The 16,279-nt window shown below is 61.1% G+C and carries 10 protein-coding genes and 2 riboswitches; of the genes, 5 read left to right on the plus strand and 5 right to left on the minus strand.

The window, feature by feature from the left end:
* Window positions 1–118: 118 nt before the first annotated feature.
* Window positions 119–3,829, minus strand: coding sequence for a methionine synthase (gene metH / locus FHL16_RS05580; protein ID WP_077747680.1), 3,711 nt, complete (start codon window positions 3,827–3,829; stop codon window positions 119–121).
* Between the two features lie 155 nt (window positions 3,830–3,984).
* Here metH and FHL16_RS05585 point away from each other — a divergent pair, with 155 nt between their 5' ends.
* From FHL16_RS05585 to nfuA, 3 genes are all read left to right on the plus strand, one after another.
* A complete protein-coding gene (locus tag FHL16_RS05585) occupies window positions 3,985–6,270 on the plus strand; it encodes a fatty acid cis/trans isomerase (protein ID WP_077747681.1) in 2,286 nt (761 codons plus the stop codon).
* Between the two features lie 186 nt (window positions 6,271–6,456).
* On the plus strand, window positions 6,457–7,491 hold the full coding sequence (locus FHL16_RS05590) for an acyltransferase family protein (protein WP_077747682.1): 1,035 nt from the start codon (window positions 6,457–6,459) through the stop codon (window positions 7,489–7,491).
* A 57-nt stretch (window positions 7,492–7,548) separates the two neighbouring features.
* A complete protein-coding gene (gene nfuA, locus FHL16_RS05595) occupies window positions 7,549–8,133 on the plus strand; it encodes a Fe-S biogenesis protein NfuA (protein WP_007898222.1) in 585 nt (194 codons plus the stop codon).
* 156 nt (window positions 8,134–8,289) lie between these two features.
* Here the strand turns inward: nfuA and cobM are convergent, their stop codons facing one another.
* From cobM to FHL16_RS05615, 4 genes are all read right to left on the minus strand, one after another.
* The gene (gene cobM / locus FHL16_RS05600; RefSeq protein ID WP_077747683.1) at window positions 8,290–9,036 is read right to left on the minus strand and encodes a precorrin-4 C(11)-methyltransferase; all 747 of its coding nucleotides are present in this window, start codon (window positions 9,034–9,036) and stop codon (window positions 8,290–8,292) included.
* 98 nt (window positions 9,037–9,134) lie between these two features.
* On the minus strand, window positions 9,135–9,548 hold the full coding sequence (locus FHL16_RS05605) for a cobalamin biosynthesis protein (RefSeq protein WP_010460913.1): 414 nt from the start codon (window positions 9,546–9,548) through the stop codon (window positions 9,135–9,137).
* Window positions 9,545–10,249 (minus strand): CbtA family protein, encoded by a 705-nt coding sequence (locus FHL16_RS05610; protein ID WP_077747684.1) that lies wholly within the window; start codon window positions 10,247–10,249, stop codon window positions 9,545–9,547. Before FHL16_RS05610 ends, FHL16_RS05605 begins: the two co-directional genes overlap by 4 nt.
* 11 nt (window positions 10,250–10,260) lie before the next feature.
* Window positions 10,261–10,452 carry a CbtB domain-containing protein gene (locus tag FHL16_RS05615; RefSeq protein ID WP_010460909.1) on the minus strand — a complete coding sequence of 64 codons (192 nt, stop codon included), beginning with the start codon at window positions 10,450–10,452 and terminating at the stop codon, window positions 10,261–10,263.
* Between the two features lie 119 nt (window positions 10,453–10,571).
* A riboswitch (cobalamin riboswitch) is annotated at window positions 10,572–10,799 on the minus strand.
* A 176-nt stretch (window positions 10,800–10,975) separates the two neighbouring features.
* A riboswitch (cobalamin riboswitch) is annotated at window positions 10,976–11,189 on the plus strand.
* A gap of 100 nt (window positions 11,190–11,289) precedes the next feature.
* On the opposite strand from FHL16_RS05615, the gene cobW reads away from it, so the two are divergent.
* Complete coding sequence (gene cobW / locus FHL16_RS05620; RefSeq protein ID WP_010460907.1) at window positions 11,290–12,351, plus strand: cobalamin biosynthesis protein CobW; 1,062 nt, start codon at window positions 11,290–11,292, stop codon at window positions 12,349–12,351.
* 3 nt (window positions 12,352–12,354) lie between these two features.
* Window positions 12,355–16,236, plus strand: a complete 3,882-nt coding sequence (cobN, locus tag FHL16_RS05625) for a cobaltochelatase subunit CobN (protein WP_077747685.1) — start codon at window positions 12,355–12,357, stop codon at window positions 16,234–16,236.
* The last annotated feature ends 43 nt before the right edge of the window (window positions 16,237–16,279 follow it).

The raw sequence follows: 16,279 nt of genomic DNA on the forward strand, positions 1-16,279 counted from the left end.
CTGCTAGCGAATTGGCCATAACATTCAACATCTTCGTTGAACGTTATAACGCCTTCGCGAGCAGGCTCGCTCCCACAGGGGGCTCATCTGGCCACAATATTGTGGCCAGGCGCCTGGGTTAGTTGTCGTAACCGAGGTTAGGCGCCAGCCAGCGTTCGGTCACGCTCAGTTCCTGCCCTTTGCGCGATGTGTAGCTCTGCACCTGGTCCTTGTCGATTTTGCCCACCGCAAAATATTGCACCTGCGGATGAGCGAAGTACCAGCCGCTGACCGCTGCCGCCGGGAACATCGCATAGTGCTCGGTGAGGAACACGCCGCTGCGGCCGGCCTGCATTTCGCTGGCCTCGGGGTCGAGCAAGGCAAACAGGGTGCTTTTCTCGGTGTGATCCGGGCAGGCCGGGTAGCCCGGGGCAGGGCGGATGCCGGTGTATTGCTCTTTGATCAGCGCCTCGTTGTCGAGCGTCTCGTCCTTGGCGTAACCCCAGTGTTCTTTTCGCACCTGCTGGTGCAGCCACTCGGCACACGCCTCGGCCAGTCGGTCGGCCAGTGCCTTGACCATGATCGAGTTGTAATCATCGCCGGCGTCTTGATAAGCCTTGGCCACTTCTTCGGCGCCGATCCCGGCCGTGGTGATGAATCCACCCACGTAGTCGGTGATTTCGCTGTCCTTCGGCGCGACGAAGTCGGCGAGGGAGAAGTTCGGCTTGCCATCGGTCTTGATGATCTGCTGGCGCAAGTGATGCAGCTTGGCAATCGGCTTGCCGTCATCGCCGTAGACTTCGATGTCATCCTCACGCACCTGGTTGGCCGGCCAGAAGCCGAACACCGCACGGGCGCTGATGAGTTTCTCGTCGATCAGCTTGGCGAGCATTTCCTGGGCATCGGCATACAATGCGGTTGCTGCTTCACCCACTACTTCGTCCTGGAGGATGCGCGGGAACTTGCCGGCCAGGTCCCAGGAGATAAAGAACGGCGTCCAGTCGATGTATTCGGCCAGAACCTTGAGGTCGATGTTGTCCAGCACCCTGGAACCGGTAAAGGTCGGTTTGACCGGCACATAAGTGCTCCAGTCGAACTGCGGCTTCTTGGCGATGGCGGCCGGGTAGCTCAGGCGTTCGGTGCGGGCGCTGCGATTGGCGGTGCGCTCGCGAACGTCGATGTATTCCAGGCGAGTCTTTTCGACGAACGCCGGTTTCAACTCCTTGGACAGCAACTGCGTCGCCACGCCCACGGCGCGGGAGGCGTCGGTGACGTAGATCACCGCATCGTTGCTGTACTTCGGTTCGATCTTGACCGCCGTGTGCGCCTTGGAGGTGGTCGCGCCACCGATCATCAGCGGCAGATGGAAATCCTGACGCTGCATCTCGCGGGCCACGTGGACCATTTCATCCAGCGAAGGCGTGATCAGACCGGACAGGCCGATGATGTCGCACTTCTGCTCCTTGGCCACTTGCAGGATCTTCTCCGCCGGGACCATCACGCCGAGGTCGACGATGTCGTAGCCGTTACAGCCGAGCACCACACCGACGATGTTCTTGCCGATGTCGTGCACGTCGCCTTTCACCGTGGCCATCAGGATCTTGCCCTTGGCTTCCGGCTTGTCGCCTTTTTCCAGTTCGATGAACGGGATCAAGTGGGCCACGGCCTGTTTCATCACACGGGCGGATTTCACCACTTGCGGCAGGAACATTTTGCCGGCGCCGAACAGGTCGCCCACGATGTTCATGCCGGACATCAGCGGGCCTTCGATCACTTCGATCGGGCGGGCGAACGACTGGCGCGATTCTTCGGTGTCTTCCACGATGTGCGTGGTGATGCCCTTGACCAGCGCATGCTCCAGACGCTTGTTGACGTCCCAGTTGCGCCACTCTTCGGTCTCGGCTTCCTTGACGCTGCCGTCGCCCTTGTATTTGTCGGCGATGGCGAGGAGGGCGTCAGTGCCGTTCGGCGTGCGGTTGAGCACCACGTCTTCGACCGCGTCGCGCAGCTCGGCCGGGATCTGGTCGTAGATCTCCAGCTGACCGGCGTTGACGATACCCATGGTCAGGCCGTTGCGGATCGCATACAGCAGGAACACCGAGTGAATCGCTTCGCGCACCGGGTTGTTGCCGCGGAACGAGAACGACACGTTGGACACGCCGCCCGAGGTCAGCGCATAGGGCAGTTCGTCGCGGATGTAGGCGCAGGCGTTGATGAAGTCCACAGCGTAGTTGTTGTGTTCTTCGATGCCGGTGGCCACGGCGAAGATGTTCGGGTCGAAAATGATGTCTTCCGGCGGGAAGCCGACTTCGTTGACCAGAATGTCGTAGGAGCGTTTGCAGATCTCTTTCTTGCGCGCTTCGGTGTCGGCCTGGCCGGCTTCGTCGAACGCCATCACGACCACGGCGGCGCCATAGCGCTTGCACAGTTTGGCGTGGTGAATGAACTGCTCGACGCCTTCTTTCATGCTGATCGAGTTGACGATGCCCTTGCCCTGAATGCATTTGAGGCCGGCTTCGATCACTTCCCACTTCGAGGAGTCGATCATGATCGGCACACGGGAGATGTCCGGTTCACCGGCAATCAGATTGAGGAAGGTCACCATGGCCTTCTTCGAATCGAGCATCCCTTCATCCATGTTGATGTCGATGATCTGGGCACCGGCTTCAACCTGTTGCAGGGCCACTTCCAGCGCTTCGGTGTAGTTGTCTTCACGGATCAGGCGGGCGAATTTCGCCGAGCCGGTGATGTTGGTGCGCTCGCCGACGTTGACGAACAGCGAACTGCGATCGATGGTGAACGGCTCCAGGCCCGAGAGGCGGCAAGCCTTCGGGATTTCCGGAATGACACGTGGTGCATAACCGGCCACGGCTTTGGCGATGGCTTCGATGTGGCCTGGCGTGGTGCCGCAGCAGCCGCCGACGATGTTGAGGAAACCGCTCTGGGCGAATTCTTCGATGACCTTGGCGGTTTCCGCTGGCAGCTCATCGTACTCGCCGAATTCGTTCGGCAGGCCGGCGTTCGGGTGTGCCGAAACGTGGGTGCCAGCCTTGTTTGACAGTTCTTCCAGGTACGGGCGCAATTCTTTGGCACCGAGGGCGCAGTTCAGGCCGACCGAGATCGGCTTGGCGTGGGCGACCGAGTTCCAGAACGCTTCGGTGGTCTGGCCGGACAGGGTTCGGCCGGAGGCGTCGGTAATGGTGCCGGAAATCATGATCGGCAGTTCGATACCCAACTCTTCAAACACACCCTGCACGGCGAAGATCGCGGCTTTGGCGTTCAGCGTGTCGAAAATGGTTTCGATCAGGATCAGGTCGGCGCCGCCTTCGATCAGGCCTTTGGTGGCCTCGGTGTAGTTTTCCACCAATTCATCGAACGTCACGTTGCGGTAGCCGGGGTTGTTCACGTCCGGTGACAGCGAGCAGGTGCGGCTGGTCGGCCCGATCACGCCAGCGACGAAGCGCGGCTTGTCCGGCGTTTCCAGTGTCTTTGCGTCGGCCACCTTGCGTGCCAGGCGCGCGCCTTCTACGTTTAACTCATATGCCAGGCCTTGCATGCCGTAGTCGGCCAGGGAAACCTGGGTGGCGTTGAACGTGTTGGTCTCCAGAATATCGGCGCCGGCATCCAGGTAGGCTTTCTCGATCGACCCGATCACGTCCGGGCGCGTCAACACCAAGAGGTCGTTGTTACCTTTGACGTCGCTTGGCCAGTCAGCAAAGCGTTTGCCCCGGTAATCCTGCTCTTCGAGCTTGTAGCTCTGGATCATCGTGCCCATGCCGCCATCGAGAATCAGGATGCGCTCTTTGAGGGCGTGCTTGAGAGCTTGAAGGCGAACGCTGCGATCGGACATTGGGACTACTCGAAAAGACCATGACGAAGGGCCGGGATAATAGCAAACCTGTGCGCTTTTAGAGCATGCTCCGGTTTTGCATGAATATCGCTCATGTTGGTGAGGGGGCGAGACCGGTAGAATCGCGGCGTTTTTTCAGGATCAGGACCAGGGACATGTCGTATCGCGTCATCACCAGCATCTTTATGCTGCTTATAAGCTGGGATGCCGCTGCGCAGGGTCCGGCGATTTCCTACACACGTGACATTCAACCGATCTTCACCGAAAAGTGCGTGGCCTGCCATGCCTGCTACGACTCCGCCTGTCAGCTCAATCTGGGCAGCGGCGAAGGGGCGGCGCGTGGCGGGACCAAATCCCCGGTTTACGACGGCGAACGCAGTCAGGCCGCGGCGCCGACCCGGTTGTTTTATGACGCTTTCGGCAAGCGTGCCTGGCAGCAGAAAGGCTTCTATTCGGTACTTGACGCCCAAGGCAGCCAGGCGGCGTTGATGACGCTAATGCTGGAACTGGGCCACACAACCCCGTTGCAACCCAACGCCAGGTTGCCGGAAGACATCGTCCTGGGCCTCAACCGGGAAAACATGTGCGCCATGCCGGCGGAGTTCGACGGCTACGCCAGTACCCACCCGAAAGAAGGCATGCCGCTGGCCGTCACCGGCCTGACCGACCAGCAATACCAGACGCTCCAGCGCTGGCTGGCTTCGGGTGCGTCCATCGATGAGCAAGGCCTGGTCCCTAGCGCGAAAGAGGCCATGCAGGTGGTGCAGTGGGAAAGCCTGCTCAACGCCCCGGGTGCCCGGGAAAGTCTGGTCGGTCGCTGGTTATTCGAGCATTGGTATATCGCCCATATTTACTTCAAGGACGGTGAGCCGGGGCATTTCTTCCAATGGGTCCGTTCACGCACCCCGACGGGGCAGCCCATCGACCTGATCGATACGCGCCGGCCGAATGATGATCCGGGCACTCGGATTTATTACCGTTTGTGGCCGGTGCAGGGCGTGATCGTGCACAAGACCCACATCACTTATCCGCTGAGCGCGTCGAAGATGGCGCGGATCAAAACACTCTTTTACAGCGGCAACTGGCAGGTCGATGCCTTGCCCGGATACGGGCCGGAGCGCCGGGCCAATCCGTTCAGTACGTTTGAAGCGATCCCGGCTCAGGCGCGTTATCAGTTCATGCTCGATAACGCCGAGTACTTCGTCCGTACCTTCATTCGCGGTCCGGTCTGCCGTGGCCAGATCGCCACGGACGTGATTCGTGACAACTTCTGGGCATTGTTCCAGGCGCCGGAACATGACCTCTACATCACCGACCCGAACTACCGCGGCCAGGCCACGCCGTTGTTGGCGATGCCGGGACAAAACGACGATGTCGGCAGCGTCCTGAGCCTGTGGCATGACTACCGCGACAAGCGCAACGAGTACGAAGCGCTACGCCGGGACAACTACGCCGATCTGCCGGCGCCGAGCTGGTCGACCCTGTGGGCAGGCAACGACAACGCGTTGCTGAGCATCTTTCGGCATTTCGACAGCGCGTCGGTGAACAAGGGCCTGATCGGCGACGTGCCGCAAACCATCTGGCTGTTTGACTATCCGCTGCTGGAACGCACGTATTATCAGTTGGTGGTCAACTTCGACGTGTTCGGCAACGTGTCTCACCAGGCCCAGACACGCTTGTACTTCGACCTGATCCGCAACGGCGCCGAGCAGAATTTCCTGCGCTTGATGCCGGCCGATTCGCGGGACGATTACCTCGATGATTGGTATCAACGCGGTGGCAAATTCAAAATGTGGCTGGATTACGAGTCCATCGACAGTGACACGCCGACGGCCCTGAAGCTGGATGAAAAGGACCCCAAGCGCGACTTCGCGATGCAGCTGCTGGCCCGTTATGGCGAGCTCGATGCCAAGCCTGATCCGATCAACCGTTGCGACGGCGCTTACTGTTCGCGACCGAACATCGACCCGGCGTTGCAGAGTGCCGAGCAAGCCTTGAGTCGCCTGACGTCACGCCCGGCGGCCGGTTTGAAGGTCATTGATCAGTTGCCGGAAGCGACTGTGCTGCGCATCGAGACGGCGAGCGGCAAGCGCGAGGTCTACAGCCTGCTGCGCAATCGGGCCCACAGCAATGTGGCCTTCCTGCTCGGTGAATCGCTGCGCTATCAGCCTGGGCTCGACACTTTGACCATTTTCCCGGGCGTGCTCAGCAGCTACCCCAACTTCATGTTCAACATACCCGCCGACCAGGTGCCGGCGTTCGTCGATGCGATGGAAAACGCCAAGGATGCGCACCGCTTCGAGAAAATCGTCGAACGCTGGGGCATTCGCCGCAGCCATCCGCAGTTCTGGTTCTACTTCCATGACCTGAGTCGCTACATCCACGAAACCGAGCCGGTGGAAGAGGGCGTGCTGGATATGAACCGGTACGAGAATCTTTGATCGACCTTTGACTGCTGGTCGGTGTCGGACTCAATAGGCACCGCCATTCCCCTGTAGGAGCGAAGCTTGCTCGCGAAGAGGCCGGTACATTCAACATCATTGTTGGCCGGTCGATCGCCTTCGCGAGCAAGCTTCGCTCCTACAGGGATCTGCGGTGATGTGTGAAGTGCGATCGGAGGGGCGCCGATGTTGATTTCAGTACAGGCACTGCGCGCCGTCGCGGCATGGACGGTGGTCTGCCACCATTTCATGCAGATATTCTTCGACTTCAAGGCCCGTGGTCCCGTGGGTCAGATGTTCATCGACAAGGGCGCGGTGGGCGTTGATATCTTTTTCGTCATCAGTGGCCTGGTGATCTTCCTGTCCACCGAAGGGAAATCGCTGCCACCTGCACGGTTTCTCCTGTATCGACTGTTTCGCATCGTTCCGGCGTACTGGCTGTACACGGTGCTGATGGCGCTGGTGGTCGTGTTCGCACAGCCTGTGTTGCCGGATCAGACGGTCGACTGGTCACATGTCCTGCTGTCGCTGTTATTCATTCCCACGCAAAACCCCGGTGGCTACGGCATCTATCCGACCCTCAATGTCGGCTGGACGCTGAATTACGAAATGCTGTTCTACGTGCTGTTTGCCTGGGCATTGCTGTTCCGTTTGCAGGTTCGGCTGCTGATCGTCGCGGCGTTGCTGTTTGCGGTGTGCCAGGCGTGGACCGGTTATGGCTGGATCAGCGAGTTCTACCGCTCGGACATTGTTTATGAGTTTCTGCTGGGGATCGCCATCGGCATGATCTACCGGCGCGGCTGGATCAAGCCCGGTGTCTGGTTGCCCTTGCTGGGGATTGGCGGCGCGTTGCTGGCGATTTATAACCTGGCACCGCAGCCACGCTTCCTGGCCTGGGGCGTGCCCGGTGCGGTGTTGGTGATGGCGTGCATGGCGCTGGAACGCTTTTTCGAAAACACCCGTCTGTTCAAGGTGCTTGGCGATTGTTCCTATTCGGTTTACCTGATGCATGTGCTGGTGCTGTCTGTCGGCGGATTTGTCGCGCAGCGTTATGGGGTAAATCCCTACGTGATGTTCGCCATTTGTGTGGTGACCATCGGCGTGGCTTCCTGGGCAAGTTACGAATATGTAGAAAAATGCAGCTATCGGTGGCTTAAAGAGTGGATCGACGGCGAATCGGCAAGAAACGCTGTTCCGGCTCTTTCCCGACAAAAATACTAGGACTTTGTACGGCGCGATGATTGGCGTAAACTGCGCCCAAGCCTGCGAGGAGTTTCCATGACCGCTATTACCATCACCGACGCCGCACACGATTATCTGGCTGATCTGCTCTCCAAGCAGAACACCCCGGGCATCGGCATCCGCGTCTTTATCACCCAGCCTGGCACCCAGTACGCCGAAACCTGCATTGCGTACTGCAAGCCGGGCGAAGAGAAACCTGAAGACACCGCGCTGGGGCTCAAAAGCTTCACCGCTTACATCGATTCGTTCAGCGAAGCTTTCCTGGACGACGCGGTCGTCGACTACGCCACCGACCGCATGGGCGGCCAACTGACGATCAAGGCGCCCAACGCCAAAGTTCCGATGGTCAACGCTGACAGCCCGGTCAACGAGCGCATCAACTACTACCTGCAAACCGAAATCAATCCGGGGCTGGCCAGCCACGGCGGTCAGGTCAGCTTGATTGATGTGGTCGAAGACGGCATCGCCGTATTGAAATTCGGCGGCGGTTGCCAGGGCTGCGGCCAGGCAGACGTCACCCTTCGCGAAGGCATCGAGCGCACCTTGCTCGAGCGCATTCCCGAGCTCAAGGGTGTACGCGATGTGACTGACCACACGCAGAAAGAAAACGCCTACTACTAAGTAAGGTGTTCGCTGCGAAATGAAAAAACGGCACCCGTGAGTGCCGTTTTTTTATGGGTGAAATTCACTGGCCCCATCGCGAGCAGGCTCGCTCCCACAGGGGACTATCATTGGATACCCAATCTGTTTCCGCCGCAGATCCAATGTGGGAGGACCCTATGGCCTGTAGAGATGTGCATGCCCGGCGCGATACAGCGACGACTCGCTGAACTGATCACTGCCCAACACCCGACCCACCAGAATCAACGCCGTGCGGCGAAATCCCTTGGCTTCAACCTTCGCGGCAATGTCCGCAATCGTCCCCACCACCCAATCCTGATCCGGCCAGGTCGCCCGGTGAATCACCGCAATCGGGCAGTCGGCGCCGTAATGTGGTAGCAACTCCGCCAGGATCTTCTCCAGATGATTGACCCCCAAATGAATCGCCATGGTCGCCCCGTGCTGGGCGAGGCTCCCCAGTTCTTCACCGGCCGGCATCACGGTTTTGTCGGCGTAGCGGGTCAGAATCACACTCTGTGAAATGTCGGGCAGGGTCAGTTCAGCCCCCAAAAGCGCCGCACACGCGGCAGTCGCCGTGACCCCCGGGATGATTTCAAACGCAATCCCGAGTTCGCGCAGACAGCGAATCTGCTCGCCAATCGCGCCGTAAAGACTCGGATCACCGGAATGCACCCGCGCCACGTCCTGGCCGTTGGCATGGGCGGTCTTGATCAGTTCGATGATTTGCTCCAGGTGCAATTCGGCGCTGTTGACCACCTGTTCGGCACCATGGCCTTCGAGCACGGCGGCGGGCACCAAAGAGCCTGCATAGATGATCACCGGGCAACTGCGAATCAGCCGTTGGCCTTTGACGGTGATCAGTTCCGGGTCGCCGGGACCTGCGCCAATGAAGTAGACGGTCATCGTCCGTTCCTTTGAATAAAGAGTCTGTCAGAAAAGGGGCTTGGGCTAGGCTTCAGATGAAGATTACTCATGATCGAAGGCGGGGATTATCGGGGATCTTACGCAACGCAGGCCAATGCCAGGGTGGCCTGGGCATATTTTTGTCGCGAAATCAGCAGTTTTGCCGGGGCTTGGGCCAAGTGTTCGGCGAGGGCCAGGGCGGCACTTTCCGCCACGCCGTAGCAGCCGGTGCGTTCGAACGCGATGTCCGAATGATGGCTGAGTTGCGGTTTGTAACCTTCCAGTTGCTCACTGCTGAAATACATCAGCGGTAACGCCAGTTGTTCGGCGAGTTCGACCAGGCCAGGCTCATCACGCTTCAGGTCGATACTGGCCAGGGCCTTGATCTGGTGAAGTCCGATTTGATGAGCCTGCAATGCCTGATCGATCAACGCCCGCAGCGTGCTGGCGGGGCAGCCGCGCTGGCAGCCCAGGCCGACGACTAAAGTCGGCGCTGTGCGGGGATCAATCATGCGTGGTATTGGCCATCGCTTTTGCGGCGGAACAACCAGGCGCTGATCAGGCCCAGGGCCAGCCAGAACGCGACGTTGGTCAGCTGCGACGCGATTTTGAACTGCGCTTCCAGCGCTTGCGGAGCGAGCATCGAGTGCACTTCCGGTTGCGGCGCGCCGATCATGTGCGGAACGGCGAGAATCGCCACGCCAAGGATCTTCATCAGCCAGTGACGGCTGAACACGATCAAGGCGATGCCGACCGCCGTGGAGGCGGCTGTACTGATCCACCAGAGTTGCCGTTGCGCCAGATCAGCCGCGGCAGTGCCCGGCAGTTCAGGCGGCAGGCCGAGGGTTGGGGCCAGCACGAAGGTCGCGTAACCGGCCAGGCCCCATAGCAAGCCCTGGGAGGTTTTGGTCGGTGCACGCAAGGTGTAGAGGCCCGCGAGCATCAGGGCGAAACCGACGGCGACCACCAGGTTACCGCCCGTGGTCGACAGCACGCGCTGCCAACCGTCTTCCGGTTCCCAGGCTTCGGCGTCGTGAGTGTGAGCGGCGGCACCGGCGGCGTGTTCGTGAACTTCAACAGCGGCCGGCTCGGATTTTTCGTAAGTCTCGGCCTGCAGAATCAGCGGCGAGACCCAGAAACTTTGCAGCAGGGTCAGCAGCAGAGCGGCCAGCAGCCCTGTGAAACCTGCGGTTTGCGCAATACGCTTGATCATGTCGACAGGTCTCAATGGCACGGGAAGGCAGAGCTGTGACGGGTGTCGTGCGCGGCATTGTGCACCGCTTCGATGTGCGAGAACCCAGCGAAATACACAAGGCACGCGCCAAGGATCGACGCACACACGGCGGCGGTCAGGCGTTGGCTCAGGGTTGTGGTGGTACTGGCGGTGCTGTGGTCGGTGCTGCTGATGATCGACATGGCGCATCCCTCTGGTCTGTCAGCGGGTGAATAGAGCGCATGGAAGACCCCTGCGAGTCGGGCGCGCAGAGGTTCAAACAGCGCCCGCCCACCGCGGGTTTGTTATTCAGTGACGTAAAGGTCACTTTGTGTTGCGGGCCGGTCTCCGGGCTCACGAGGGGTCAAGGCTTGCGCCTGAACCTGCAAGCATCACCTTCCCATGCCGAACTGCTGGCACAGTGGATCTGACGCTTCGCTCGCTTACCGTTGCGGGGGCAGCACCGGACTGACATGGCTTGGAGTAAAGCACATGATTCACCGGTTTCCCGTTTCACCCTGTGAAGGGCACCCGTAACAAGGCGTGTAGGAGAGCATGGGCGGGGGTTTGACGTCAATTGGCATGGGTTCTCATTCGATAGCCAGGTGAATTCTTCGCGGGCACGCCTCGCTCCTGTAAACGCACCGCTGTCCCGCAGGAGCGAGGCGTGCCCGCGAAGGCGCCGGTGAGAGCGCCACAAGACATTGACCCGCCCCCACACCATGCGTAGCCTTGCGCTTTCGAGGTTCTTCGGCATTTGCCGAAGCTAAGAAGGGAACGCGGTCGATGCCGCGGCTGCCCCCGCAACTGTGAACGGTGATGTTCGCTGCCACGCCACTGCAAACCCTGTGCAACGGGTTCGCGGGAAGGCGCAGCGAATGCCAGGTCCATCGACCGGCACACCGTCAGCCAGGAGACCTGCCTCGACACAGATTCTCACTACAACCGGGCGGGGTGATCCGGTGGCGAACTCTTCCGCGCGCGCATCCGTCGCAGCGATTGTCGTCCCGTATGCCCGCCACCTTGCCAAAGGGCATCCGATGAAAACACTGGCCAAACTCCCCGTCACCATCGTTACCGGCTTCCTCGGCTCGGGCAAAACCACCTTGCTGCGGCACATGCTCGACAACGCTCAGGGCCGCCGCATTGCGGTGATCGTCAACGAGTTCGGCGAGCTGGGCATCGATGGCGAAATCCTCAAGCAGTGCTCCATCGGCTGCACCGAAGAAGAGGCCAACGGCCGCGTCTACGAATTGGCCAACGGCTGCCTGTGCTGCACCGTTCAAGAAGAATTCTTCCCGGTGATGCGCGAATTGGTCGCCCGTCGCGGCGATCTCGACCACATCCTCATCGAAACCTCGGGCCTGGCCCTGCCAAAACCGCTGGTGCAAGCCTTCCAGTGGCCGGAAATTCGCAGCGCTTGCACCGTTGACGCGGTCATCACCGTGGTCGACAGCCCGGCCGTCGCCGCTGGCACGTTCGCCGCGTTCCCGGATCGGGTCGATGCCCAGCGTAAACTCGACCCGAACCTGGACCACGAATCGCCGCTGCACGAGCTGTTCGCCGACCAACTGGCCAGCGCCGACCTGGTGATCCTCAACAAGGCCGACCTGATCAGCCCTGAAGATCTGGCCCGGGTGCGCCTGGAAGTCGCCGAAGAACTGCCACCGGCCGTCAAAGTCATCGAAGCCAGCAGCGGCCGCGTGCCACTGGACGTGCTGATCGGTCTCGGTGCCGGTTCCGAAGAACACATCGACAGCCGTCACAGCCATCACGATCACCACCACGAAGGTGAAGACGATCACGACCACGACGCCTTCGACTCTATTTCCATCGAATTGCCCCAAGCCGACGAAAGCCTGCTGCTGGACGCGCTGACCCAACTGGTGGTCCAGCACGGCATTCTGCGGGTCAAAGGTTTCGCGGCGATTCCGAACAAACCGATGCGCTTGCTGATTCAGGGCGTGGGCACACGTTTCGACAAGCACTTCGACCGTCAGTGGGGCATCGATGAAGCGCGCAGCACGCGTCTGGTGTTGATCGGTCAGGAGCTGGACGCCACGCTGCTTGAAGCGCAATTGCGCGCCGCGCTCAGCGTTTAAGCCATGCACCTGCTCAGGACCCAGCCCGGCGGTTTCGTGTCGGATGACAACATTGCCGACCTTGGACAAACCCCCGCCGAGCTGGTGATCCTGTGCAGCGGCGATTCCAGCCTGGCGCTGCTCGCCGAAGCGGCGCAGCAGTTGCCGGACGATTACCCGAGCGTGCGCCTGGCCAACCCGATGCAAGTGCAGAATCACGCGTCGGTCGACCTGTATGTCGACGAAGTGTTGCGCCATGCCAAGGTCATTCTGATTTCGTTGCACGGCGGCATCGCCTATTGGCGTTACGGGGTCGAGCGTCTGGTGGAGCTGTCCCAGCGCGGTGTTCAGCTGATTCTGGTGCCTGGCGATGACCGCCCGGACCCGGAACTCAGCGACCTGAGCACCGTAGCCGCCGCCGACCGTGACCGGCTCTGGCAGTTTTTGCGTCAGGGCGGCATGGCCAATGCCCTGGATTTTTTCCGCTGCCTGGCCAATCGCTGGCTGGATCGCGATTACGCCTGGGCCGAGCCGCAAACCCTGCCGCGCACGGCGATATACCACCCGCAAAAGAGCCCCGCCGACCTTCACGATTGGCAAGCCGATTGGCAGGCCGGTCAACCGGTGGCGGCGGTGCTGTTCTATCGCTCGCATTTACAGGCGGCGAACACCGCATTCATCGATGTTTTCTGCCAGCGTTTGCAGGCGGCGGGTTTGAATCCGTTGCCGATTGCTGTGGCCAGTCTGAAAGAACCCGGCTGCCTGACGGTGGTCGAGGACCTGCTGGACGACGTCGAGGCGGGGGTGATCTTGAACACCACCGGTTTCGCTCAATCCAGCCCCGAAGCGCCGCATCTGCGGCCGTTTCGACGCAACATTCCGGTAATCCAGGCGATCTGCGCCCAGGACAACGAGCCGGGTTGGCTCGCCAGTGAACAGGGCCTCGGCCCCCGTGATCTGGCGATGCACATCGCGTTGCCGGAACTGGACGGACGGATCATCAGCCGGCCGATCAGCTTCAAGGACCTGGCGTGGCGTAGCGAGCGCAGTCAGTCGGACGTGGTGTGCTATCGGGCGCAACCGGAGCGCATGGATTTCGTCGCCGAACTGGCGCGGCGCTGGATCGATCTGGCCCGGGTACCGAACAGCGAAAAACGCATCGCGCTGATCCTCGCCAACTACCCGACCCGTGACGGGCGCATCGGCAACGGTGTCGGCCTCGACACCCCGGCCGCCGCGCTCAACATCCTGCGGGCGCTGCACACCGAAGGCTATCCGCTGCCTGCCGGGTTGCCGGACAGCGGCACTGCGTTGATTCAACAGTTGCTTGGCGGCGTCAGCAACGACCTCGACACCCTTGATCAGCGTCCCTGCGCGCAAAGTTTGGCGATGGACGACTATCGGCTGATGTTCAACCAATTGCCCAAAGCCAATCAGCAAGCGGTGCTGGAGCGCTGGGGCACGCCCGAAAGCGATCCGATGTGCCGTGACGGCCGCATGATGGTCGCCGGGCTGCGCTTTGGCCTGACCTTCGTCGGCATTCAACCGGCGCGGGGTTATCAGGTTGATCCGAGTGCGGTGTATCACGATCCGGACCTGGTTCCGCCCCACGGCTACCTGGCGTTCTACTTCTGGCTGCGCCATACCTATGGCGCCCACGGCGTGATCCACGTCGGCAAGCACGGCAACCTCGAATGGCTGCCGGGCAAAGGCGTCGGGCTGTCGGAAAACTGCTGGCCGGATGCGCTGCTCGGGCCACTGCCGAACATTTATCCATTCATCGTCAACGACCCGGGCGAGGGCGCCCAGGCCAAGCGTCGCACCCAAGCGGTGATCATCGACCACCTGATGCCGCCGCTGACCCGCGCCGAAACCTACGGCCCGCTGCGCAATCTCGAACTGCTGGCCGACGAGTATTACGAAGCGCAATTGCTCGATCCGCGCCGCGCCCGAGAGTTGCAGCGCGACATCCTGCAACTGGTGCGCGACACGCACATCGACCGTGAACTGCAACTGGACGAAAAGCTCAACAGTGACGTCGATGCGGCGATCTGGTTGCCACGGCTGGACACGTACTTGTGCGACTTGAAAGAGTCGCAGATCCGCGATGGCCTGCACATCTTTGGCGAGTCGCCGACCGGGCGCTTGCGCATCGATACGTTATTGGCGCTGTTGCGCATCCCCCGTGGCGACGGTCGTGGGGCGCAATCAAGCCTGCTGCGGGCGTTGGCCAAGGCGTTTGAACTGGGGTTTGATCCGCTGGATTGTGCGTTGGCCGAGCCATGGGCGGGGCCGCGTCCTGTGGAACTGCAATCGCTTAACGAGGAGGCCTGGCGCACCGCCGGGGATACCCGCGAACGCCTCGAACTGTTCGCAGCTCAACTCATTGCGCAAACTCTGAATACCAACGCCGAACCTCATGGGAACGAGCCTCTGTGGCGAGGGAGCTTGCTCCCGTTGGTTCGCGAAGCGGACCCGGAAAATGGGACTGCTGCGCAATCCAGCGCGATGATGCAGCATTCCGACAAACTCCCAGCGGGTTGGTCCGACGTCCGCGCCATCCTCGACAGCCTGCTCGAAGTCGTCGCCCCGCGCCTGGACGCCTGCGGCCCGGCAGAAATGCGCGGCCTGCTCGATGCCCTGAGCGGTCGTTTCGTCCCGGCCGGCCCCAGCGGCGCGCCGAGTCGCGGTCGTCTGGACGTGCTGCCGACCGGGCGCAATTTCTACTCGGTGGACGTGCGCAACCTGCCAACCACCACGGCGTGGCGCATTGGTTTCCAGTCGGCCAACCTGATTCTCGAACGGCATCTGCAAGACCACGGCGATCACCTGCGTCAGCTCGGCCTGTCCGTCTGGGGCACCGCGACCATGCGCACCGGCGGCGATGACATCGCCCAGGCCATGGCGCTGATGGGCGTGCGTCCGGTCTGGGCCACCGGAAGTCAGCGGGTCGACGACTTTGAAATCCTGCCACTGAGCTTGCTCGACCGTCCGCGGGTGGACGTGACCTTGCGCGTGTCCGGATTCTTTCGTGATGCCTTCGCCAATCTGATCCGCCTGTTCGACGCTGCCGTGCAAGCGGTCGCCGCGCTGGAGGAGCCGGACGATCTCAATCCGTTGGCCGCCAAAGTGCGCGCCGAACGTGAAGCACTGATGCAATCGGGCCTTGATGAAGACGCGGCCAAGCGTCAGGCCGGTTGGCGCATCTTCGGGGCCAAGCCCGGTGCTTATGGCGCAGGCGTGCAGGGTGCCATCGACGGTCGTCTGTGGCAAAGCCGCGAAGATCTGGCCGAGGTTTACTTGAACTGGGGCGGCTACGCTTACGGCGGGTCCGATGAAGGCACCGCCGCCCGCGAACAATTCGCCCAGCGTCTGAGCCAGGTGCAGGCGGTGCTGCAAAACCAGGACAATCGCGAGCATGACCTGCTTGATTCCAACGACTATTACCAATTCCAGGGCGGCATGCTCGCTGCCGTGGAAAGCCTCAGCGGCGAAGCGGCGGCCAGTTACCACGGTGATCACAGTCAGCCGGACTTGCCGAAGATCCGAACCTTGAAGGAAGAGTTGAACCGGGTGATCCGCTCCCGGGCGGCGAATCCGAAGTGGATCGACGGCGTGAAGCGTCACGGCTATAAAGGCGCATTCGAATTGGCCGCGACGGTCGATAACCTGTTCGCGTTCGACGCCACGACCCAGTTGATCGACGATCATCAATATGCGTTGCTGGCGGATGCGTATTTGCTCGATCCGGCAACCCGGGATTTTGTGCGTGAGCATAATCCACATGCGCTGCGCGACATGACCGAGCGCATGCTCGAAGCGCAGCAGCGGGGAATGTGGCAGGAACCGGGCGCGTATCGCGAGGCGCTGGAAAACCTGTTGCTGGACATAGAAGAAGACGGCTGATACACCGCAAACCCCGTAGGAGCGAGGCTTGCCCGCGATGAGG

Origin of the sequence: Pseudomonas sp. FSL W5-0299 (assembly GCF_005930655.1) — a bacterium.
Classification (GTDB): domain Bacteria; phylum Pseudomonadota; class Gammaproteobacteria; order Pseudomonadales; family Pseudomonadaceae; genus Aquipseudomonas; species Aquipseudomonas mandelii.

What these genes read in the sequence shown, in the direction of transcription:
- metH (WP_077747680.1), bottom strand. Translation starts at nt 3,829, where the DNA reads ATGTCCGATCGCAGCGTTCGCCTTCAAGCTCTCAAGCACGCCCTCAAA.
- FHL16_RS05585 (WP_077747681.1), top strand. Translation starts at nt 3,985, where the DNA reads ATGTCGTATCGCGTCATCACCAGCATCTTTATGCTGCTTATAAGCTGG.
- FHL16_RS05590 (WP_077747682.1), top strand. Translation starts at nt 6,457, where the DNA reads ATGTTGATTTCAGTACAGGCACTGCGCGCCGTCGCGGCATGGACGGTG.
- nfuA (WP_007898222.1), top strand. Translation starts at nt 7,549, where the DNA reads ATGACCGCTATTACCATCACCGACGCCGCACACGATTATCTGGCTGAT.
- cobM (WP_077747683.1), bottom strand. Translation starts at nt 9,036, where the DNA reads ATGACCGTCTACTTCATTGGCGCAGGTCCCGGCGACCCGGAACTGATC.
- FHL16_RS05605 (WP_010460913.1), bottom strand. Translation starts at nt 9,548, where the DNA reads ATGATTGATCCCCGCACAGCGCCGACTTTAGTCGTCGGCCTGGGCTGC.
- FHL16_RS05610 (WP_077747684.1), bottom strand. Translation starts at nt 10,249, where the DNA reads ATGATCAAGCGTATTGCGCAAACCGCAGGTTTCACAGGGCTGCTGGCC.
- FHL16_RS05615 (WP_010460909.1), bottom strand. Translation starts at nt 10,452, where the DNA reads ATGTCGATCATCAGCAGCACCGACCACAGCACCGCCAGTACCACCACA.
- cobW (WP_010460907.1), top strand. Translation starts at nt 11,290, where the DNA reads ATGAAAACACTGGCCAAACTCCCCGTCACCATCGTTACCGGCTTCCTC.
- cobN (WP_077747685.1), top strand. Translation starts at nt 12,355, where the DNA reads ATGCACCTGCTCAGGACCCAGCCCGGCGGTTTCGTGTCGGATGACAAC.